This is a genomic window from Streptomyces sp. NPDC032126 (assembly GCF_055580085.1).
The window spans coordinates 259,785-280,056 of sequence record NZ_JBVIMA010000011.1 but is presented as its reverse complement, the minus strand read 5'-3'; the positions used below and the strand labels follow the sequence as shown (position 1 = coordinate 280,056).

15 protein-coding genes and 1 rRNA gene are annotated in these 20,272 nt (G+C 71.4%); 9 read left to right on the top strand and 7 right to left on the bottom strand.

What is annotated here, in order from left to right:
* Nucleotides 1-92: ribosomal RNA gene (gene rrf / locus ACZ5NW_RS33865) — 5S ribosomal RNA — on the top strand; the annotation flags it as partial.
* A gap of 66 nt (nucleotides 93-158) precedes the next feature.
* On the opposite strand, the gene ACZ5NW_RS33860 is transcribed toward rrf, so the two are convergent.
* The 5 genes from ACZ5NW_RS33860 to ACZ5NW_RS33840 form a co-directional block, all read right to left on the bottom strand.
* Nucleotides 159-1,469 carry a DUF58 domain-containing protein gene (locus ACZ5NW_RS33860; protein WP_468747835.1) on the bottom strand — a complete coding sequence of 437 codons (1,311 nt, stop codon included), beginning with the start codon at nucleotides 1,467-1,469 and terminating at the stop codon, nucleotides 159-161.
* Nucleotides 1,469-2,458 carry an AAA family ATPase gene (locus tag ACZ5NW_RS33855; RefSeq protein ID WP_468747834.1) on the bottom strand — a complete coding sequence of 330 codons (990 nt, stop codon included), beginning with the start codon at nucleotides 2,456-2,458 and terminating at the stop codon, nucleotides 1,469-1,471. The genes ACZ5NW_RS33860 and ACZ5NW_RS33855 overlap by 1 nt, the downstream gene beginning before the upstream one ends.
* Nucleotides 2,458-3,654, bottom strand: a complete 1,197-nt coding sequence (locus ACZ5NW_RS33850) for a DUF4350 domain-containing protein (protein WP_468747833.1) — start codon at nucleotides 3,652-3,654, stop codon at nucleotides 2,458-2,460. Before ACZ5NW_RS33850 ends, ACZ5NW_RS33855 begins: the two co-directional genes overlap by 1 nt.
* On the bottom strand, nucleotides 3,651-4,328 hold the full coding sequence (locus ACZ5NW_RS33845) for a DUF4129 domain-containing protein (protein ID WP_468747846.1): 678 nt from the start codon (nucleotides 4,326-4,328) through the stop codon (nucleotides 3,651-3,653). The genes ACZ5NW_RS33850 and ACZ5NW_RS33845 overlap by 4 nt, the downstream gene beginning before the upstream one ends.
* Nucleotides 4,329-4,560: 232 nt before the next feature.
* Nucleotides 4,561-6,021 carry a glycerophosphoryl diester phosphodiesterase membrane domain-containing protein gene (locus ACZ5NW_RS33840; RefSeq protein WP_468747832.1) on the bottom strand — a complete coding sequence of 487 codons (1,461 nt, stop codon included), beginning with the start codon at nucleotides 6,019-6,021 and terminating at the stop codon, nucleotides 4,561-4,563.
* A gap of 140 nt (nucleotides 6,022-6,161) precedes the next feature.
* On the opposite strand from ACZ5NW_RS33840, the gene mtnA reads away from it, so the two are divergent.
* From mtnA to ACZ5NW_RS33805, 7 genes are all read left to right on the top strand, one after another.
* On the top strand, nucleotides 6,162-7,316 hold the full coding sequence (gene mtnA / locus ACZ5NW_RS33835) for an S-methyl-5-thioribose-1-phosphate isomerase (protein WP_468747831.1): 1,155 nt from the start codon (nucleotides 6,162-6,164) through the stop codon (nucleotides 7,314-7,316).
* Nucleotides 7,317-7,500: 184 nt separating this feature from the next.
* Nucleotides 7,501-8,190 carry a two-component system response regulator MtrA gene (mtrA, locus tag ACZ5NW_RS33830; RefSeq protein WP_015659998.1) on the top strand — a complete coding sequence of 230 codons (690 nt, stop codon included), beginning with the start codon at nucleotides 7,501-7,503 and terminating at the stop codon, nucleotides 8,188-8,190.
* Between the two features lies 1 nt (nucleotide 8,191).
* Entirely contained in the window at nucleotides 8,192-10,357 is a 2,166-nt protein-coding gene (mtrB, locus tag ACZ5NW_RS33825; RefSeq protein ID WP_468747830.1) for an MtrAB system histidine kinase MtrB, read from the top strand.
* The gene (locus ACZ5NW_RS33820; protein WP_468747829.1) at nucleotides 10,347-12,221 is read left to right on the top strand and encodes an LpqB family beta-propeller domain-containing protein; all 1,875 of its coding nucleotides are present in this window, start codon (nucleotides 10,347-10,349) and stop codon (nucleotides 12,219-12,221) included. The genes mtrB and ACZ5NW_RS33820 overlap by 11 nt, the downstream gene beginning before the upstream one ends.
* 111 nt (nucleotides 12,222-12,332) lie before the next feature.
* Nucleotides 12,333-13,298 carry a ComF family protein gene (locus ACZ5NW_RS33815; RefSeq protein ID WP_468747828.1) on the top strand — a complete coding sequence of 322 codons (966 nt, stop codon included), beginning with the start codon at nucleotides 12,333-12,335 and terminating at the stop codon, nucleotides 13,296-13,298.
* Nucleotides 13,299-13,612: 314 nt separating this feature from the next.
* On the top strand, nucleotides 13,613-14,299 hold the full coding sequence (hpf, locus tag ACZ5NW_RS33810) for a ribosome hibernation-promoting factor, HPF/YfiA family (RefSeq protein ID WP_468747827.1): 687 nt from the start codon (nucleotides 13,613-13,615) through the stop codon (nucleotides 14,297-14,299).
* Nucleotides 14,300-14,504: 205 nt separating this feature from the next.
* The gene (locus ACZ5NW_RS33805) at nucleotides 14,505-15,269 is read left to right on the top strand and encodes a response regulator (protein WP_468747826.1); all 765 of its coding nucleotides are present in this window, start codon (nucleotides 14,505-14,507) and stop codon (nucleotides 15,267-15,269) included.
* Between the two features lie 90 nt (nucleotides 15,270-15,359).
* Here the strand turns inward: ACZ5NW_RS33805 and ACZ5NW_RS33800 are convergent, their stop codons facing one another.
* Entirely contained in the window at nucleotides 15,360-16,559 is a 1,200-nt protein-coding gene (locus tag ACZ5NW_RS33800) for a winged helix-turn-helix domain-containing protein (protein WP_468747825.1), read from the bottom strand.
* The gene (locus ACZ5NW_RS33795) at nucleotides 16,556-17,170 is read right to left on the bottom strand and encodes a GNAT family N-acetyltransferase (RefSeq protein WP_468747824.1); all 615 of its coding nucleotides are present in this window, start codon (nucleotides 17,168-17,170) and stop codon (nucleotides 16,556-16,558) included. The genes ACZ5NW_RS33800 and ACZ5NW_RS33795 overlap by 4 nt, the downstream gene beginning before the upstream one ends.
* Nucleotides 17,171-17,452: 282 nt before the next feature.
* Between ACZ5NW_RS33795 and secA the strand changes: the two genes are divergently transcribed.
* Nucleotides 17,453-20,269 (top strand): preprotein translocase subunit SecA, encoded by a 2,817-nt coding sequence (secA, locus tag ACZ5NW_RS33790; protein ID WP_468747823.1) that lies wholly within the window; start codon nucleotides 17,453-17,455, stop codon nucleotides 20,267-20,269.
* Nucleotides 20,270-20,272 lie beyond the last annotated feature (3 nt).

The window sequence follows — 20,272 nt, the reverse complement described above, 5'->3', positions numbered from 1 at the left end:
CGCCCGGTTACATTCCGAACCCGGAAGCTAAGCCTCACAGCGCCGATGGTACTGCAGGGGGGACCCTGTGGGAGAGTAGGACACCGCCGAACAATCATTGTGGGAAACCCCGCACCGTTATGGTGCGGGGTTTTCTGCGTTTACGGCCCCGTTCCTCCTTACAGGCGTCCAGCCGCCTTCAATGCGAGATACGCGTCGGCCAGGGCCGGCGCCAATTCATCGGGGGTCGCGTCGACGACCGTGACTCCGTGACGGCGGAGTTGTTCGGCGGTGCGGTGGCGTTCCGTCTGGGACTGAGCCGCTGCCGCCGCCTCGTAGACCGCCTCGGCATTGCCTCGGAGTATCGCCATCCGGGCGATGTGCGGGTCTGCCACGGACGCCACCAGGACCGTATGGCGCTGGGTGAGCTGTGGCAGTACGGGGAGGAGGCCCTCTTCGACGGGGGCCGCGTCAAGGGTGGTCAGCAGGACGATCAGGGAGCGGCGGGGGGCCGTGCGGAGGGCTGCGGCGGTGAGGCCGCGGGCGTCTGTTTCGACGAGTTCCGGTTCCAGGCCGGCCATCGCGTTGACGAGGGAGGGCAGGACGTCGCGGGCGGTGCGGCCCTGGACGAGGGCGCGGACGCGGCGGTCGTAGGCGAGGAGGTCGACGCGGTCGCCGGCGCGGGTGGCCAGGGCCGCGAGGAGAAGGGCCGCGTCGAGGGCGGCGTCCAGGCGGGGGGCGTCGCCGACGCGGCCCGCGGAGGTGCGGCCGGTGTCGAGGACGAGCAGGATGTGGCGGTCGCGTTCGGGGCGCCAGGTGCGGACCGCGACGGTGGAGTGGCGGGCCGTGGCGCGCCAGTCGATGGATCGGGTGTCGTCGCCGGGAACGTACTCGCGCAGGCTGTCGAATTCGGTGCCTTCGCCGCGGGTGAGGAGACTGGTGCGGCCGTCGAGTTCGCGGAGGCGCGCGAGTTTCGACGGGAGGTGCCTGCGGCTGGTGAACGGGGGCAGGACGCGGACCGTCCAGGGGATCTTGTGGGTGCCTTGGCGGGAGAGGAGGCCGAGGGGGCCGTAGGAGCGGATGGTGACGCGGTCGGCCTGGCGGTCGCCGCGGCGGGTGGGGCGTAGGCGGGTGGTGGTGCGGCGACGTTCACCGGCGGGGACCGTCAGGCGGTGGCGGGACGCTTCGATCTCGGTGCCCGGCTGCCAGCTGCTGGGCGGCCAGGCGTCGCGGAGCTGGGCGCGCAGGGGGCGGCCGGAGGGGTTGGTGACGGTCAGGGTGACGTCCGCGGTCTCGCCGAGGCGTACGGAGGTGTCGCCGGAGCGGGTGAGGCGGAGGCGTCGTACGGGGGCGGCGAGGGCGAAGTCGCAGGCGCAGGCCACCGCGAGGGGGGCGTTGACGGCGAGGATGCCCGTCCAGCTGGGTGCCCAGATGCCGACGGGGAGGGAGCCGAGGGCCGCGAGGAGGGCGGCGCGTCCGGTGAGTGCCATCAGCGGGGGACGGGGACGTGGGTGAGGATCGCGTTGATGACGGAGTCGGCGGTGACGCCTTCCATTTCGGCCTCCGGGCGGAGTTGGACGCGATGGCGGAGGGTGGGGAGGGCGAGGGCCTTGACGTCGTCGGGGATGACGTAGTCGCGGCCGGTGAGCCAGGCCCACGCGCGCGAGGTGGCCAGCAGGGCGGTGGCGCCGCGCGGGGAGACGCCGAGGGTGAGGGAGGGGGATTCCCGGGTGGCGCGGCAGAGGTCGACGACGTACGCCGTGATGGCGGGGGAGATGGCCGTCTTGGCCACGGCGGCGCGGGCGGCGTCCAGGTCGGCGGCGGTCGCCACGGGGCGCAGGCCGGCGGCGTGCAGGTCGCGTGGGTTGAAGCCCTCGGCGTGGCGGGTGAGGACGTCGATCTCGTCCTGGCGGGAGGGGAGAGGGATCGTCAGTTTGAGGAGGAACCGGTCGAGTTGGGCTTCGGGGAGGGGGTAGGTGCCCTCGTATTCGACGGGGTTCTGGGTCGCGGCGACCAGGAACGGTTCGGGGAGGGGGCGGGGGGTGCCGTCGACCGTGACCTGGCGTTCCTCCATCGCTTCGAGGAGGGAGGACTGGGTCTTGGGCGGGGTGCGGTTGATCTCGTCGGCGAGGAGGAGGTTGGTGAAGACCGGGCCGGGCTGGAAGGAGAACTCGGCGGTGCGGGCGTCGTAGACGAGGGAGCCGGTGACGTCGCTCGGCATGAGGTCGGGGGTGAACTGGACGCGTTTGGTGTCGAGTTCGAGGGTGGCCGCGAGGGCGCGGACGAGGAGTGTCTTGGCGACTCCGGGGACTCCTTCGAGGAGAACGTGTCCGCGGCACAGGAGGGCGACGACGAGGCCGGTGACGGCGGGGTCCTGGCCGACCACGGCCTTCGCGATCTCGGCGCGCAGGGCCTCCAGGGAGGCTCGGGCGGCGCCCGGATCCCCGGTGTTCCCGGCGTTGTCAGTGGTCGGGTCCATCATGGACGGCGTACCTCTCTTTCGAGGGCGTCGAGTTGGTCGGCGAGGGAGGTCAGGGCTGCGTCGTCGCCGGGCGGCGGGCCGAAGAGGAGGGAGTGCAGGGGCTGTCCGTCGCGGTGGAGGTGGGCGGACAGGGCGGGGACGAGGGCTTCGGGCGCGTGTGCCTGGGCGATGGGGATGCCTACGAGAGGGGCGAGTCGGGTGCGGGTGGTGGAGCGAAGAGCGGCGGCCGCGCGGTCGCGGGCGTTCGCCTTGCGGTAGAGGCGGGCTCGGCCTTCGACGGTTTCGGAGGCGCGGATCGCCACGGGGAGTTTCTCGGGTACGAGCGGGCCGAGTCGACGTGCCCGCCAGAGGGCGGCGAGGGCTGCCGCGACGAAGAGCTGAAGGGTGCCCCAGAGCCAGCCGGACGGGAGCAGGTCGAAGAAGCTCTCCTCGTCGTCGGTGCCGGCCGCGGAGGTGTCGGAGAGGGAGGGGAGGTACCAGACCAGATGAGGGCGGGAGCCGAGGAGTTGGAGGGCGAGCGAGGCGTTGCCCTGCTCGTCGAGCCGGTCGTTGTGGAGGATGTCGGGCGCGCCGAGGACGATCGTGTCACCGCCGGAGATGTCCGGGATGCGCAGCAGGGTGGCGAGGCGCTCGCTGGGGTAGCACTCGTCGGTTCCGGGGCGGGTGGTGGTGTAGCGGATGCCGCCGGTGTCGGCGGGGCCGGCGCGGCGGGCCTCGGGGAGGTCGCAGTCGGGGGAGAGCGTGGAGCCGCGGCTGGTGGCGGGGTCCGCGGTGACCCCGGGGGCGAGGTTCTCGACGGAGGGGCTGCCGGGCGCGATGAGGACGGTGCGGCCGCCGGCGCCGCTGGTGGCGGAGCGCAGGCCGGTCTGCTGATGCCGCGTCAGCAGGTCGGGGACGGCGACCAGGAGGGTGGTGTCCGGGGCGGCCGCGGCGCGGGCCTCGTCCAGGGTGGTGACCACACGTGTGGACACGCCGCGGTCGGCGAGGAGTTCGGCGATGGCGCGGCTGCCGTAGGGGGATGCGGAGCGCGGGTCGAGGGCGCCGTGGCGGGCGTCGGAGCGGAGGACGGCCAGGGCGACGGCCGCGGCCAGGAGGAGGACGAGGGCGAGTGCGACGCCTCGCGCGCGGGTCCAGACCTGGCGGGCGGTGGGGGTGGTCGAGGTGGACGACGGGGGCGGGGCCGTGGTGGTCATTCGGCGGCACCCCCGGGGGGCTGGTGGGCCGTCGTGCGAGTGGTGCTGTGGGCATGGTGGGGCTTGGTGCGGTCCACGTCGCGGTCGAGTTCGGCGATGCGCCGGTACGTCTGCTCGCTCGCCCTCCGGCCTCCGTATGTGACGTCGTCGAAGTCGCGGGCGGCGGCGCGCAGTCGGTCGGTGTGGGAGGGCAGGGTGCGGCCGGCGTCCGCCGCCGCCTCGTCGGCGGTGCGGCCGGGGCGTACGTCGAGAAGGGCACGCTCCTCCAGGGAGCGGACGATGGCACGCATGCGTTCCTGGACGGCCTGGTTCCAGTGGCCCTGGGCGGCGTGGGCGCCGGCGGCCGCGCGGTGTTCGGCGGCACTGCGGCGGCGCTCGTCGAACAGGGCGGCTGCGGTGCCGGGTTGGCGGTGGGGGGTGCCGAGGCGCCACCACAGGGCGGCCAGGACGGCGACGACGGCCAGGACGATCACGGCCAGGCCGAGTGCGCCGCCGGGGGTCGCGGTCGAGGCGGCGCCGAACAGGTCGCCGAGCCAGTTCCAGAACCAGTTGAGGGCGCGTTCGAACAGGCCCGGGTCGTCCTCGTGGTACAGGCGCTTGGACAGTTCGCGCCGGGCCGCCTCGCGGGCGGGGTCGCGTGGGGTCGTCAGCGGGGGTTCCTCGCCGTCCCGCATGCCGGCCAGGGGGAAGGCGTCGGCGGCGCGCAGCAGGGTGCGTACGGCGAGGTGGGTGGGGTGGGCGAGCAGGGGTGGTGGTGCGGTGTCGAGCGGGGCGGACAGCAGGGTCGGCGCTGTGTCCGGGGTGGTGCGGGGCAGGGCCCGTGCGGCTGTGGCGGCCGGGCCCTGCAGTGCCGGTGCGGCTGTGAGTACCGGTGTGGCGAGTACTCCCCCCGTCAGGCTCACCGCATCAGCTCCCGGGGGTCGGGCCGGGGGCGGTGGCGTGGTCCTGGACACCGGCGGCGCGGGCCAGGTCGAGGTCGAGGGCCTCGCGGCGGATGCGCTGGTCGATGTAGAGCAGCACGGTGACGCCGGCCGTGATCGGGAAGGTGATCGTGGAGCCGATCACCGAGCCGACGCCGCTGATGATGAGGTACGTCCAGCCCAGGTCGCCGTCCGAGTGGAGGAAGCCGCTGATGCCGCCGTCGCCCGCGGCGGCGCCGGCGATGGCGAAGGGCACGAGGACGATCATGGCGATGACGTTCGCGATGATCACGGCGAGCAGCTGGATGCCCAGGACGCGCCACCAGGAGCCGCGGACCAGCTTCGCCGAGCGGGTCATCGCCTTCTTGACGGTCTGCTTCTCCAGCATCAGCGCGGGGGAGGCAAGGGAGAAGCGGATCAGCAGCCACGCGACGACGACCAGTGCGCCGAGCACACCGAGGACGGCGAGGCCCGCGCCCGCGTCACCGGAGCCCGAGGCCGCTACGAGGATGCCGGGGAGCGCGCCGACGAGGCCGACGCCGACCGCGATGGACACCAGCAGGAAGATCAGGCCGAACAGGCGGGGGAGCTGGGGGCGGGCGTCGCGCCAGGCCTGCGCGGTGGTGACCGGCTTGCCGAGGACCGCGCGGCTGGTGACGGCGGTGAGCAGGGCCGTGGCGATGACGGTGCCGATCAGGGTGACCAGGAAGATGACACCGGAGCCGATCAGGGCGTCGCCCAGGGCGCGGGTCTGTTCCTCCACGGTGGCGCTGGGGTCGCCGAGGGCTTCCGAGCTCGTGGTGTTGTTGAGGACGAGGCCCTGGAGGAGAACGACGATGACCTCGATGACGACCGCGACGGTCAGGGAGATACCGAGGACGGTGCGCCAGTGGGCGCGCATGGTGGAGACGGCGCCGTCGAGGATCTCACCGACGCCGAGCGGGCGCAGCGGGATCACACCGGGCTTGGCCGCGGGCGGGGGGCCGCCCCAGCCGGTGCCCCACGGGGCGTAGCCGGGGTGGCCGTAGCCCGGGTGGCCGTATCCGCCGTGGCCTGCGGGGCCGCCGTATCCGCCGGGGGTGCCGCCGTATCCGCCTGGGCCGGTGGGGCCTGCGGGGTTGCCCCAGGCGTTGTAGCCCGGGCCGGGGCCCGTGGGGGACTGGCCGGGGCCGGGGGGCGGGGGCGGTGGGGTCTGGCCGGGGTTGTGGGGGCCGGTGGGCGCGGGTGGCTGGGGCGGGTTCTGGGGGCCTGCGGGAGCGGACCACTGGCCGGGAGGGGGCTGCTCCTTGGACCACTTCGGGCCCGGGTCCTGTGGGTCGGGCCCCGGCAGGTCCGCCGGCTGCGTGGCGTCGGGGCGGTCTGCGGGCTCGGCGGGGCCGGAAGCGGCCGGCTCCTGGCCGTCGGACGGGGCGGATCCGGGCGAGGCCCAGCCCGGAGTGTCGTTCATCGTCGCTCCTTCACGGTGCCCGTCCGCGGTCGCGGCGGCAGGTTGGCAGTCATCGTGCCATGGGCCGGTCGGCACAGGACCGGCCGCCGTATGGGCTGCACACCTTCAATTGTCCGCCGCACACGGGGCAGACTGACCGCATGGCTGATCACTACGCGCGATCCGGCGAGGACACACCGACCACGGGGATACCGGCGATCCGCTGGGAGGAGCCGCCCGAAGGGCCGGTGGTGGTGCTGCTCGACCAGACGAGGCTGCCGGCCGAGGAGGTCGAGCTGGTGTGCACGGACGCGTCCGCGCTGGTGGAGGCGATCCGTTCGCTCGCCGTGCGCGGGGCGCCGCTGCTGGGGATCGCCGGGGCGTACGGGGTCGCGCTCGCCGCCGCGCGCGGGTTCGAGGTGGACGAGGCCGCGAGCGCCCTGGCGGCCGCCCGGCCGACCGCGGTGAACCTGTCCGTCGGCGTGCACAGGGCCCGGTCGGCGTACGAGGCCGCGCTCACGCGGGGCGGCGACCAGCGGCAGGCGGCCGCGGCGGCGCTGGCCGCGGCGCGGCAACTGCACCGGGAGGACGCCGAGGCCAGCACCCGGATGGCCCAGCACGGGCTGGCGCTGTTGGACGAGCTGCTGCCCGGCGGCGGCCACCGCGTCCTCACGCACTGCAACACCGGTTCGCTGGTGTCCGGTGGGGAGGGCACGGCGTTCGCGGTCGCGCTCCACGCGCACCGGGCGGGGCGGCTGCGGCGGCTGTGGGTGGACGAGACGCGTCCCCTGCTGCAGGGCGCCCGCCTGACGGCGTACGAGGCGGCGCGCAGCGGGATGGCGTACACGCTGCTCACGGACAACGCGGCGGGTTCGCTGTTCGCGGCCGGCGAGGTGGACGCGGTGCTGATCGGGGCGGACCGCATCGCGGCCGACGGGTCGGTGGCGAACAAGGTGGGCAGCTATCCGCTCGCCGTGCTCGCGCGGTACCACCATGTGCCGTTCATCGTGGTGGCGCCGGTGACGACGGTGGATCCGTCGACGCCGGACGGGGCGTCGATCGAGGTCGAACAGCGGGCCGGCCACGAGGTGACCGAGATCGCGGGACCGCAGCTGCCGGTGACGGGAGCGGGCGGCGGGATACCGGTGGCGCCGCTGGGTACGCAGGCGTACAACCCGGCGTTCGATGTGACACCGCCCGAGCTGGTGACGGCGATCGTCACCGAGGAGGGCGTCGCGTCGCCGGTCACCGCGGACGCGCTGGCCGAACTGTGCGCGCGCTCGCGCGCGGCGGCGGAAGCGGACGCGGCACGCTGAGCCGCCCCGGCAGAGGGGCGGCGGATCACGGGCGCGGGCCGTCCGGGCGGCCCGTGGCGGTGTCCGGCGTGCGCCGGGATGGCGGTGGCTGTCGGCGAGGGCAGACAGTAGCGACCATGTACGACTATCGTCACTGGCCAGTGACCCTGCTCACCAGCGCCACTGTCACTGTTATGAGAATGGGATGATGTCGTTTATGAAGGGACGAGTCCTTGTCGTCGACGACGACACGGCACTGGCCGAGATGCTCGGCATCGTGCTGCGTGGTGAAGGTTTTGAGCCGTCTTTCGTAGCCGACGGCGACAAGGCGCTGGCCGCTTTCCGTGAGACCAAACCCGACCTGGTGCTGCTCGACCTGATGCTGCCCGGCCGGGACGGCATCGAGGTGTGCCGCCTCATCCGGGCGGAGTCCGGCGTGCCGATCGTGATGCTCACGGCCAAGAGCGACACCGTCGACGTCGTCGTCGGGCTGGAATCCGGCGCGGACGACTACATCGTCAAGCCGTTCAAGCCGAAGGAGCTCGTCGCCCGCATCCGGGCGCGGCTGCGGAGGTCGGAGGAGCCGGCGCCCGAGCAGCTCGCCATCGGCGATCTGGTCATCGACGTGGCCGGGCACTCCGTGAAGCGGGACGGGCAGTCGATCGCGCTGACGCCGCTGGAGTTCGACCTGCTGGTCGCGCTCGCCCGCAAGCCGTGGCAGGTGTTCACCCGCGAGGTGCTCCTGGAGCAGGTGTGGGGCTACCGGCACGCCGCCGACACGCGCCTGGTCAACGTGCACGTGCAGCGGCTGCGCTCCAAGGTCGAGAAGGACCCGGAGCGGCCGGAGATCGTGGTGACCGTCCGTGGTGTCGGTTACAAGGCCGGACCCAGCTGACATGTCCGGGGACAGTGCCGCTGCGGCCCCCGGCCGGTCCGGGGCCCGACCGGAGCGGCCTGTCGGCCGGAAGACGCCGGGATCGCGCTGGAGCCGCCTCTTCGAGGGCGGTCTGCTGCAGGGCGGGGTGCAGGGCAGCCCCGTCCTGAGGCTGCTGCTGCGCTGGGTGCGGCGACCGCTGCTGCCGCTGATGCGGCTGTGGCGGCGCAACATCCAGCTCAAGGTCGTCGCCACCACCCTGCTGATGTCGCTCGGCGTCGTCCTGCTGCTGGGCTTCGTCGTCATCGGACAGGTGCGCAACGGGCTGCTCGACGCCAAGGTGAAGGCGTCCCAGAGCCAGGCCACCGGCGGCTTCGCCGTGGCCAAGCAGAAAGCCGACGAAGCGGCCAGCGCGGCCGCCGACGACGGCACCCCGGCTGACGAACACACCTCCCAGAACGTCATCGAATGGATGAGTGAGCTGGTGTCGTCGCTGTCCAGCGGCGGCCAGGGCGCCTTCGACGTCGTCACACTGCCCACCGGCGACGACAGCGGCGCCTGGCGCGGACCGCGCGCCTCCGGATTCGTCGACCCCAACAAGAGCGTGCCCGACGACCTGCGCGCACGCGTCAACACCACCACCGGCGCCGCCCAGAGCTACACCCGCATCCTCTACAGCGACGGCAAGGAGTCCCAGCCCGCCCTCGTCATCGGCAAGCAGGTCAACGACCCCAACGGTGACCCGTACGAGCTGTACTACCTCTTCCCGCTCACCCAGGAGGAGAAGTCCCTCAGCCTCGTCAAGGGCACCCTGGCGACCGCCGGGCTCTTCGTCGTCGTACTCCTCGGAGCCATCGCCTGGCTCGTCGTACGCCAGGTCGTCACCCCCGTGCGCATGGCCGCCGGAATCGCCGAAAGGCTCTCCGCGGGACGGCTGCAGGAACGGATGAAGGTCACCGGCGAGGACGACATCGCCCGCCTCGGCGAAGCCTTCAACAAGATGGCGCAGAACCTTCAGCTGAAGATCCAGCAGCTGGAGGACCTGTCACGGATGCAGCGCCGCTTCGTCTCCGACGTCTCGCACGAACTGCGCACCCCGCTGACCACCGTGCGGATGGCCGCCGACGTCATCCACGACGCGCGCGAGGACTTCGACCCCGTCACCGCGCGGTCCGCCGAACTCCTCGCCGACCAGCTCGACCGGTTCGAGTCGCTCCTCGCCGACCTGCTGGAGATCAGCCGCTTCGACGCCGGCGCCGCCGCGCTGGAGGCAGAGCCCATCGACCTCAGAGAGGTCGTACGGCGCGTCGTCGACGGAGCCGCACCGCTCGCCGAACGCAAGGGCACCGCCATACGCGTCCTCGGCGACCAGCAGCCCATCGTCGCCGAGGCCGACGCACGCCGCGTGGAGCGCGTCCTGCGCAACCTCGTCGTCAACGCCGTCGAACACGGCGAGGGCAAGGACGTCGTCGTGAAACTCGCCTCCGCCGGTGGCGCCGTCGCCGTCGCCGTACGCGACTACGGCGTCGGCCTCAAGCCCGGCGAGGCCACGCGCGTGTTCAGCCGCTTCTGGCGCGCCGACCCCGCACGCGCGCGTACCACCGGCGGTACCGGCCTCGGACTGTCCATCGCCCTGGAGGACGCCCGCCTGCACGGCGGCTGGCTCCAGGCCTGGGGCGAACCCGGCGGCGGCTCACAGTTCCGGCTGACCCTGCCCCGCACCGCCGACGAACCCCTGCGCGGCTCCCCGATACCCCTGGAGCCCAAGGACTCGCGCCGCAACCGCGGACTCAACGACGCCGGCCTGCCCCGCGGCGCGGGCCAGAAGAGCGCCACCGTGCCCGTCCAGACGGCCACAGAGGCCCTCTCACCTGCCCGGGCACCCCTCGCACCGAGGATGGCCACCGTGGCCCCCACAGCCGACCCCACGGCGCTCCCCGGCAACGGTGCGCGCGTGGTGCCCCGGCCCGCCTCGGGCACGCGACGACCCGACGGCACACCACCCGCCGCGAACGGCGGGACCGCCGAGCGGCACGAGCCGAACGGCCCCGAGAGCCGTGACGGCCGTGACGGCGGCGACAGCCGCGACGGCTGCGATGGACCGGACGGCCGAGACGGCCGAGACGGCCGCCAGGGCGCCGGAGCACAGACCTCGGACGACCAAGGGGAGGCATTTCGTGGGCGCTGACCGGGGGGCGGGAGCACGGCGCAGACCGGCGCGCACGGTGGCATGGGCCGCCGGTGGCGCCGTACTGCTGGCCGGATGCGCCTCGATGCCCGACAGCGGCGACCTGCGCGGCGTGGAGTCCACCCCGCGCCAGGACAGCCAGGTACGGGTGTTCGCGATGCCGCCCCGCGAGGACGCCCCGGCCCCGGAGATCGTCCAGGGCTTCCTCGAAGCCCTCACCAGCGACGACCCCAACTTCTCCACCGCCCGCCAGTACCTCACGACCACCGCCGCGCGGAATTGGCGGCCCGAGCTGTCCACCACCGTCCTCGCCGACGGCCCCGAGGCCGAGGCGGACCGCACCGGCAACCGGGCCGACGGCACCGACTTCTCCTTCACGCTCACCGGCGCGCGCGTGGCCGTCGTCGACGCCCAGCAGGCGTACGCGCCGTCCTCCGGCGCCTACAGCCAGAGCATGCACCTCACACGCGACAAGAAGTCCGGACAGTGGCGCATCGACGCGCTGCCCCAGGGCGTCGTCATGGGCAGGTCGGACTTCCAGCGCAACTACATGTCCGTCAACAAGTACTTCTTCGCGTCGGACACCACCGTCGGCACCTCCCGCCAGCCGTCCGCCGTCGCCGACCCCGTCTACGTACGCGAGCGCGTGGACCCCATGACCCAGGTCGTGCGGTCCCTGCTGGACGGCCCCACCAGCTGGCTGCGGCCCGTCGTGCGCTCCAGCTTCCCCCCCGGCACCGCGCTGCAGAAGGGCACCACCCCCCTCGCCCCCGACGACCAGAACCGGCTCACCGTCCCCCTGAACGACAAGGCCGCCCGCATCGGGCACGGCAAGTGCGACGAGATGGCCGCCCAGCTGCTGTTCACCCTGCAGAGCTTCGCGCCCACCGTCGACGAGGTCGAACTGCGCTCCGGCGGCAACCGCCTGTGCTCCCTCACCGAGGACCGCGCCGAGATCGTCGCCGCCCGCGCCTCCGACACCCGCGCCGACAGCCTGTACTTCATCGACGGCGACCACCGGCTCGCCCGCATGGCCGGCAGCCCCGGCGGCGTCGACAACGCCGCCCCCGTACCCGGCGCCTTCGGCGACGGCAGCAAGGCACTGCGCTCCGTGGCCGTCACCCGCGACGAACACGCCGCCGCCGGCGTCACCATCGACGGCAAGTCCCTCTACGTCGGCTCCATGGTCACCGGCAACTCCCTCGGCGAACCCGTCCTGCGCAGCAACGGCAAGACCGAGACCGACCGGCTGACCACCCCCAGCTGGGACTCCCAGGGCGACCTGTGGATCGCCGACCGCAACCCCGCCGACGAGCGGCTCTACCTCCTGCGCAAGGGCGCGGGCACCCCGCTCGTCGTCCGCACCCCCGGACTCGACGGACGCATCAACGCCGTCCGCGTCGCCGCCGACGGGGTGCGGATCGCGCTCGTCGTGGAGAAGGACGGCAAGCAGTCGCTGCTCATCGGGCGGATCGAACGCGACGACCGGACCGACGGCAAGACCGGCGACAAACCCGACGACAAGACCGGTGAACCGCAGAGCACCGTGTCGGTGCTCGAACTGCGGTCCGCGACACCGGACTTGGAGCAGGTCACCGCGATGTCGTGGGCCGGGGACAGCCGGCTGGTCGTCGTCGGACGCGAGTCCGGGGGCGTCGAACAGGGCCAGTACGTGCAGTGCGACGGCTCCATCCCCGAGGGCAGCACCCTGCCCGGTCTGACCCAGGTGCAGAGCATCACCGCCGCCCCCGACAGCGAGGCCCCGCTGTTCGCCACCTCGGAGAACGGCCTGCTGTGGCTGTCCGGCGGCAGCGGCTGGCGCACCCTGAAGGAGACCGCCTCCGCGGTCTTCTACCCCGGCTGACCTGCCGATCCGGCCACCGGACGCGAGCCCCCTGATGGTTTTCCACAGGGGGGCTCGGCAGTTTTCCACAGGGGTGGTGGTCCCCCGTCCCCCCTTGGCAGAGTGATCCCCGTGAACGTCGTACGAGGCTGGTGGCAGGACCTCACCGACCTCGTGCTTCCGGCCGAGTGCGGAGGCTGCGGCCGCCCCCGCACCGAGCTCTGCCCCGACTGCCGCGCCACCCTCGACGGGACGGCGGCGCGCCGGGTACGGCCCACGCCCGAGCCGCCCGGACTGCCCGCCGTGTACGCGGCGGCGCCCTACGCGGACGAGACGCGAGCGGTGCTGCTGGCGCACAAGGAGCGGGGGGCGCTGGGGCTGGGACGGGCGCTGGGGGTGGCGGTGGCGGGGGCGGTGCGGGTGGGGTTGGGGGAGGTGGGGGTGGGAGGGGAGGGGGAGGGCCCCCCGAATGGCGTACGGCCAAGCGACGTACTTCTCGTCCCCCTCCCCTCCTCCCCCCGAACCACCCGAGCCCGCGGCCACGACCCCGCGCGGCGGATCGCTCTCGCGGCCGCCGCCGAGCTGCGGCGGGTGGGGACGTCGGCGCGGGTGGCGGCGGTGTTGCGGCAGCGGCGGGTCGTGGCGGACCAGTCGGGGCTCGACTCCCGGCAGCGCGCGGCCAACCTCGCGGGTGCGCTGGCCGTGACCCGTTCGGGGGCGCGGGTGCTGTCGTACGGGCGGGTGGTGCTGGTGGACGACCTGATGACGACGGGTGCGTCACTCGTGGAGGCGGCGCGGGCGGTGCGGGAGGGTATGGCGGATACGGAGGGGATTTCCGCGGGGGGACGCATAAAGGCGTCGTCGGGTGGGCACGGCGTAGGCACGATGCGAGGGCCGGGCGGAGTCCTGGACGGGGGCTCGGGGGCGTGCGGCGCGACGGGTGGTGAACGGCTTCGTGACGGTGACGTGGATGGGCTCGCGGATCGTGTTCGCGCTGGTCACGGCGGGTTCGGTGGGGCCGGGAGCGGGGGCCTCGGGGTGGTCTGCGCGGCGGTGGTCGCCGCGGCGCCGGATTCCTTCGCAATAAACCGGAACTGAGCCTGAACTTGCGTCGTTGCAGGTAATGAGTGGAGCAATTCACCTGAACGGAGGTACGCCGCAGTAGAGGGTGACGACATCCGTCCGGGCGAGATATGTTCGGTTGTGAGGGAAAGCCGCAGGCCACACCTCTCATATCCGAATGCCGTGCTGCGGTTTTCGGCAATCACCCGCAGCACCGGGGTCGAGATCGCGCCCACGGGGGAGGAGGAGGTGGACGTCACCGAGTCCGAGGTTCCGGGACTGACCGGAGCCTGGTGCAAGAGGGAGACGCTCCGCGACTGAGGCGGAGCGATCCGGGAACGGAGTTCTGCGTGGACATCGTCGTCAAGGGCCGCAAGACCGAGGTGCCCGAGCGGTTCCGCAAGCACGTGGCCGAGAAGCTGAAGCTGGAGAAGATCCAGAAGCTCGACGGCAAGGTGATCAGCCTCGACGTCGAGGTGTCCAAGGAGCCCAACCCCCGACAGGCCGACCGGTGCGACCGGGTGGAGATCACGCTCCGCTCCCGTGGTCCGGTGATCCGGGCGGAGGCAGCGGCCAGCGACCCGTACGCGGCACTCGATCTGGCGGCGGAGAAGCTGGACGCCCAGCTGCGCAAGCAGCACGACAAGCGGTACACGCGACGCGGCACTCGCCGGCTCACGGCAGCGGAGGTCCCCGACCACGTCCCGGGCGTGGCGACGCTCAACGGGAACGGCCATGTGGTCGAGCCCGGTGATGAGGACAGCGTGCCCACCAAGAAGATCGGCTCGCTGGAAGTGCAGGGCGAAGGGCCCCTGGTGGTCCGCGAGAAGACCCATGTGGCCGCACCGATGAGCCTCGACCAGGCCCTCTACGAGATGGAGCTGGTCGGACACGACTTCTATCTGTTCGTCGACTCCGAGACCAAGGAGCCCAGTGTCGTCTACCGGCGGCACGCGTACGACTACGGCGTCATCCACCTCACGACGGACACGATGGTCACCCAGGCGAACGCCCCCGGTGGCACGCTGGGTGGCTGAATCGCCCCGGTGACGGCTGAGAGGTGCCCCTGGAGCGCGCGTGTGCGCCCCCAGGGGCACCCGCGTGCGACCCCTTGGCGCACCTCTCTGTCACCGCGTTGTCGTCGGGGCATGGAATCATGGCGAGGGCGGTCCAACGGGTGGGCCGTTGCCTTGGGTTGGCGATGGCACAGAACCACGGCCGCAGCCTTCAGGGGGAGGAACGATGGCGGACAGCTTCGGACCGATGCATGGCGGGGGTGCCGACAGCGGTATCACCGGCATGGGCCCGGACGCGGGCACGGACACCGGCCGGGATGCCGCGCGCGAGGAGCCGATCAGGGTCCTGGTGGTGGACGATCACGCTCTGTTCCGTCGGGGGCTGGAGATCGTGCTGGCGGCCGAGGAGGACATCCAGGTCGTCGGTGAGGCGGGCGATGGTGCCGAGGCGGTGGACAAGGCGGCCGATCTGCTGCCCGACATCGTCCTGATGGATGTGCGGATGCCGAAGCGGGGCGGGATCGAGGCGTGCACGTCGATCAAGGAAGTGGCGCCCAGCGCGAAGATCATCATGTTGACGATCAGCGATGAGGAGGCCGACCTCTATGACGCGATCAAGGCGGGGGCGACGGGTTATCTGTTGAAGGAGATCTCGACCGACGAGGTGGCCACCGCGATTCGGGCGGTGGCCGACGGTCAGTCGCAGATCAGTCCTTCCATGGCGTCGAAACTGCTCACTGAGTTCAAATCGATGATCCAGCGCACGGACGAGCGCCGGCTCGTTCCCGCGCCGCGGTTGACGGATCGTGAGCTGGAAGTGCTGAAGCTCGTCGCGACGGGGATGAACAACCGGGACATCGCCAAGGAGTTGTTCATCTCCGAGAACACCGTGAAGAACCATGTGCGCAACATCCTGGAGAAGCTGCAGCTGCACTCCAGGATGGAGGCCGTGGTGTATGCGATGCGGGAGAAGATTCTCGAGATCCGCTAGGGCCTTTCTTTCGGATCTGGTCGGCTCCGAGCGACGGCGCCTCCCGGCCCAGCAGACCCCGCGACCCCGGCAAGATCCGAAAGAGAGGCCCTAGGCGAGAAGGCGGGCGAGTTCGCGGGTGAGGGGCTCGCGGTGGTCGGGGGTGTCGACGCGTTCGACGCGTACGTCGGTGCAGTCGACCCAGCTCGCCGCTTCCACGAGGGCCTGGGCGATCGCGGGGGCCGCCTTGGGGTCGTCGAAGGTGACCTGTCGGGCGATGAGGGTTCTGCCGTCGCGGGCCGGGTCGACGCGGCCCACGAGGCGGCCGCCGGAGAGGACCGGCATGGCGAAGTAGCCGTAGACGCGCTTGGGTTTGGGGACGTAGGCCTCCAGGCGGTGGGTGAAGCCGAAGAGGCGTTCGGTGCGGGCGCGTTCCCAGATGAGGGAGTCGAAGGGGGACAGCAGGGTCGTACGGTGGCGGCCGCGCGCGGGTGTGGCGAGGGCCGCCGGGTCGGCCCAGGCGGGTTTGGTCCAGCCTTCGACGGTGACGGGGACCAGGCCGGAGTCGGCGATCACCGCGTCGACCTGGTCGCCCTTGAGGCGGTGGTAGTCGGCGATGTCCGCGCGCGTGCCGACGCCGAGGGACTGGCCGGCCAGGCGGACCAGGCGGCGCAGGCATTCGGTGTCGTCGAGGTCGTCGTGGAGCAGGGTGTCGGGCACGGCGCGTTCGGCGAGGTCGTAGACGCGTTTCCAGCCGCGGCGCTGGACGCAGACCACTTCGCCGTACATGAGGGCGCGTTCCACGGCGACCTTGGTGCCCGACCAGTCCCACCATTCGCTGGTCTTCTTGGCGCCGCCGAGTTCGGTGGCGGTGAGGGGGCCTTCGGTGGTGAGTTGCTTGATGACCTGGTCGTAGACGCCGTCGGGGAGGGTGTGGCCCCAGTGGGGGCGGTTGCGGTAGGCGCGGCGGCGGAAGGCGAAGTGGGGCCATTCCTCGATGGGGAGGATGCACGCGGCGTGCGACCAGTACTCGAAGGCGTGGGGTTGTGCCTGGGGCGCGCCGGGGGCTGCGGTGTGCCAGTAGGCGTTTTCGACGGTGGTGCGGCCCACGGCGCCGAGGCGGGCGTAGGGGATGAGTTCGTGGGAGCGGGCGAGGACGGAGATGGTGTCGAGCTGGATCGCGCCGAGGTGGCGGAGGACGCCGCGGACGCCGGCCTTGCGGTTCGGCGTGCCGAGGAAGCCCTGGGCGCGCAGGGCGATGCGGCGGGCCTCGTCTGCGGAGAGCTCGGTGGTGGGGCGCGGGGTCGTCATGGGTTCGCACGATAGGCGCTGGGTCTGACAGTCGGCTCTGAGCTGGGGCGATGCGGGAGGTAGGGGTCGGTGGAGGGCAGGTCCAGGTCGGAGGGGAGCAGGGAGGCCAGCCAGCAGTCCTTGCGTACGCCCTTGTTGCTGATGGCGGAGCGCAGGGTGCCCTCGATGGTGAAGCCGGCGTGTTCGGCGACGGCGCGGGAGGCGGTGTTGCCGACTTCCGCGCGCCATTCGACGCGGTCCATCGCGAGGTGGGTGAAGGCCCAGCGGGCGGCGGTGAGGGTGGCCTCGGTCATGTAGCCGCGGCCGCGGTGTTCCTTGGCGGTCCAGAAGCCGATCTCGGCGGTGCCGAGGGAGCGCGGGGTGAGGCTGAGGACGCCGGTGAGGGTGGTGTCGGTGAGGAAGAGGCCGAAGGTGAACATGGAGCCGGTGCTCCAGCCGTCGGGGGCGAGTTGTTCGGTGAAGCTGCGGGCGTGTTCGAGGTGGTAGGGGGAGGGGATGGTCGTCCAGCGCTGGATGTCGGGGTCCTGCGCGGCCGTGTACACGGCGTGGGTGTCCTGGGGGCCGATCGGTCTGAGGACGAGGCGGTCCGAGGTCAGGGTGACGGGGTCCATCGGCCGATTGTGGTCGGGCTGTACGGCGGCCGCCATGTTTTTGCGGTGTGTGAGCGCGTGATCACAATTCGCGCAATTCGTTGGGTGGATGCGGCACCATCCGTGAGCCTTGGCCGTTGTCCCCTTTGAAGAAGATTTTGAAGCAGGTGTGCCCCTGTGTGCGGTCGTCGTCACGGCAGGCCTCCCGGCGTGGCGTGGTCCTCGCATACGATGGCCGTTGCTCAGTTAAGTCAGAAGGAAAACCGACCGTCCCAGGCCCGACCGGCAAGGAGACCAACCCCCGTGTCCGTCCTCTCGAAGATCATGCGTGCAGGCGAAGGCAAGATCCTGCGCAAGCTGCACCGCATCGCGGACCAGGTCAACTCCATCGAAGAGGACTTCGTCGACCTCTCCGACGCCGAGCTGCGGGCCCTCACCGATGAGTACAAGCAGCGGTATGCCGATGGTGAAAGCCTGGACGACCTGCTCCCGGAGGCCTTCGCCACGGTGCGTGAGGCCGCCAAGCGCGTCCTCGGCCAGCGGCACTACGACGTGCAGATGATGGGCGGTGCCGCCCTGCACCTCGGTTATGTGGCCGAGATGAAGACCGGTGAGGGCAAGACGCTCGTCGGCACGCTGCCCGCGTATCTGAACGCGCTGTCGGGTGACGGCGTGCACCTGATCACGGTCAACGACTATCTGGCCGAGCGCGACTCGGAGATGATGGGCCGCGTCCACCGGTTCCTGGGTCTGAGCGTCGGCTGCATCCTGGCGAACATGACGCCGGCCCAGCGTCGCGAGCAGTACGCGTGCGACATCACGTACGGCACGAACAACGAGTTCGGTTTCGACTATCTGCGCGACAACATGGCGTGGTCGAAGGACGAGCTCGTCCAGCGCGGCCACAACTTCGCCATCGTCGACGAGGTCGACTCGATCCTCGTCGACGAGGCGCGTACGCCGCTGATCATCTCCGGCCCGGCCGACCAGGCCACGAAGTGGTACGGCGACTTCGCCAAGCTGGTCACGCGCCTGAAGAAGGGCGAGGCGGGCAACCCGCTCAAGGGCCTGGAGGAGACGGGCGACTACGACGTCGACGAGAAGAAGCGCACGGTCGCCATCCATGAGGCCGGTGTCGCCAAGGTCGAGGACTGGCTGGGCATCGACAACCTCTACGAGTCGGTGAACACGCCGCTGGTGGGCTACCTGAACAACGCCATCAAGGCGAAGGAGCTCTTCAAGAAGGACAAGGACTACGTCGTCATCGACGGCGAGGTCATGATCGTCGACGAGCACACGGGCCGTATCCTCGCCGGCCGCCGCTACAACGAGGGCATGCACCAGGCGATCGAGGCGAAGGAAGGGGTGGACATCAAGGACGAGAACCAGACGCTCGCCACGATCACCCTGCAGAACTTCTTCCGCCTCTACAACAAGCTCTCCGGCATGACCGGTACGGCGATGACCGAGGCCGCCGAGTTCCACCAGATCTACAAGCTCGGCGTGGTCCCGATCCCGACGAACAAGCCGATGATCCGCAAGGACCAGTCGGACCTGATCTACCGCACCGAGGTCGCCAAGTTCGAGGCGGTCGTCGACGACATCGCCGAGAAGCACGAGAAGGGCCAGCCGATCCTCGTCGGCACGACGTCGGTCGAGAAGTCGGAGTATCTCTCCCAGCAGCTCAGCAAGCGCGGCATCCAGCACGAGGTGCTGAACGCCAAGCACCACGAGCGCGAGGCGCAGATCGTCGCCCAGGCCGGCCGCAAGGGCGCCGTGACGGTCGCCACGAACATGGCCGGCCGTGGTACGGACATCAAGCTCGGCGGCAACCCCGAGGACCTCGCCGAGGCGGAGCTGCGGCAGCGCGGCCTCGACCCGGAGGAGCACATCGAGGAGTGGGCGGCCGCGCTGCCCGCCGCGCTGGAGAAGGCCGAGCAGGCCGTCAAGGCGGAGAAGGAGGAGGTCGAGGCGATCGGCGGCCTCTACGTCCTGGGCACCGAGCGGCACGAGTCGCGGCGTATCGACAACCAGCTGCGTGGTCGTTCCGGCCGTCAGGGCGACCCGGGCGAGTCCCGCTTCTATCTGTCCCTGGGTGACGACCTGATGCGGCTGTTCAAGGCGCAGATGGTGGAGCGCGTGATGTCCATGGCCAATGTGCCGGACGACGTGCCGATCGAGAACAAGATGGTCACGCGCGCGATCGCGTCCGCCCAGTCGCAGGTCGAGCAGCAGAACTTCGAGACCCGTAAGAACGTCCTGAAGTACGACGAGGTCCTCAACCGCCAGCGCGAGGTCATCTACGGCGAGCGGCGCCGCGTCCTGGAGGGCGAGGACCTGCACGAGCAGGTGCAGCACTTCATGGACGACACGATCGACGCCTATGTGCAGGCGGAGACGGCCGAGGGCTTCCCGGAGGACTGGGACCTCGACCGGCTGTGGGGCGCCTTCAAGCAGCTCTACCCGGTGAAGGTCACCGTGGAGGAGCTGGAGGAGGCGGCGGGCGACCGGGCCGGTCTGACCGCCGAGTTCATCGCCGAGTCCATCAAGGACGACATCCGCGAGCAGTACGCGGCGCGGGAGGCGCAGCTCGGCTCCGAGATCATGCGTGAGCTGGAGCGGCGGGTCGTGCTGTCCGTCCTGGACCGCAAGTGGCGCGAGCACCTCTACGAGATGGACTACCTCCAGGAGGGCATCGGCCTGCGCGCGATGGCGCAGAAGGACCCGCTGGTGGAGTACCAGCGCGAGGGCTTCGACATGTTCTCCGCGATGATGGACGGCATCAAGGAGGAGTCCGTCGGCTATCTGTTCAACCTGGAGGTCCAGGTCGAGCAGCAGGTCGAGGAGGTCCCGGTCGAGGACGCCAAGCCGGTGGCCGACCTGGAGAAGCAGGATGTCGTGCCGGCGCAGGCGGGCGCGCGTCCGGAGATCCGGGCGAAGGGGCTGGACGCCCCGCAGCGGCGGAACCTGCACTTCTCCGCGCCGACGGTGGACGGCGAGGGCGGCACGATCGAGGGCGAGTTCGACGATGACGACGAGCCGGTCCGCTCGGAGGCGGACGGGCTCACGCGCGCGGAGCGCCGCAAGCAGGCTCGGGGCGGGCGTCGTCGCAAGAAGTAGGCG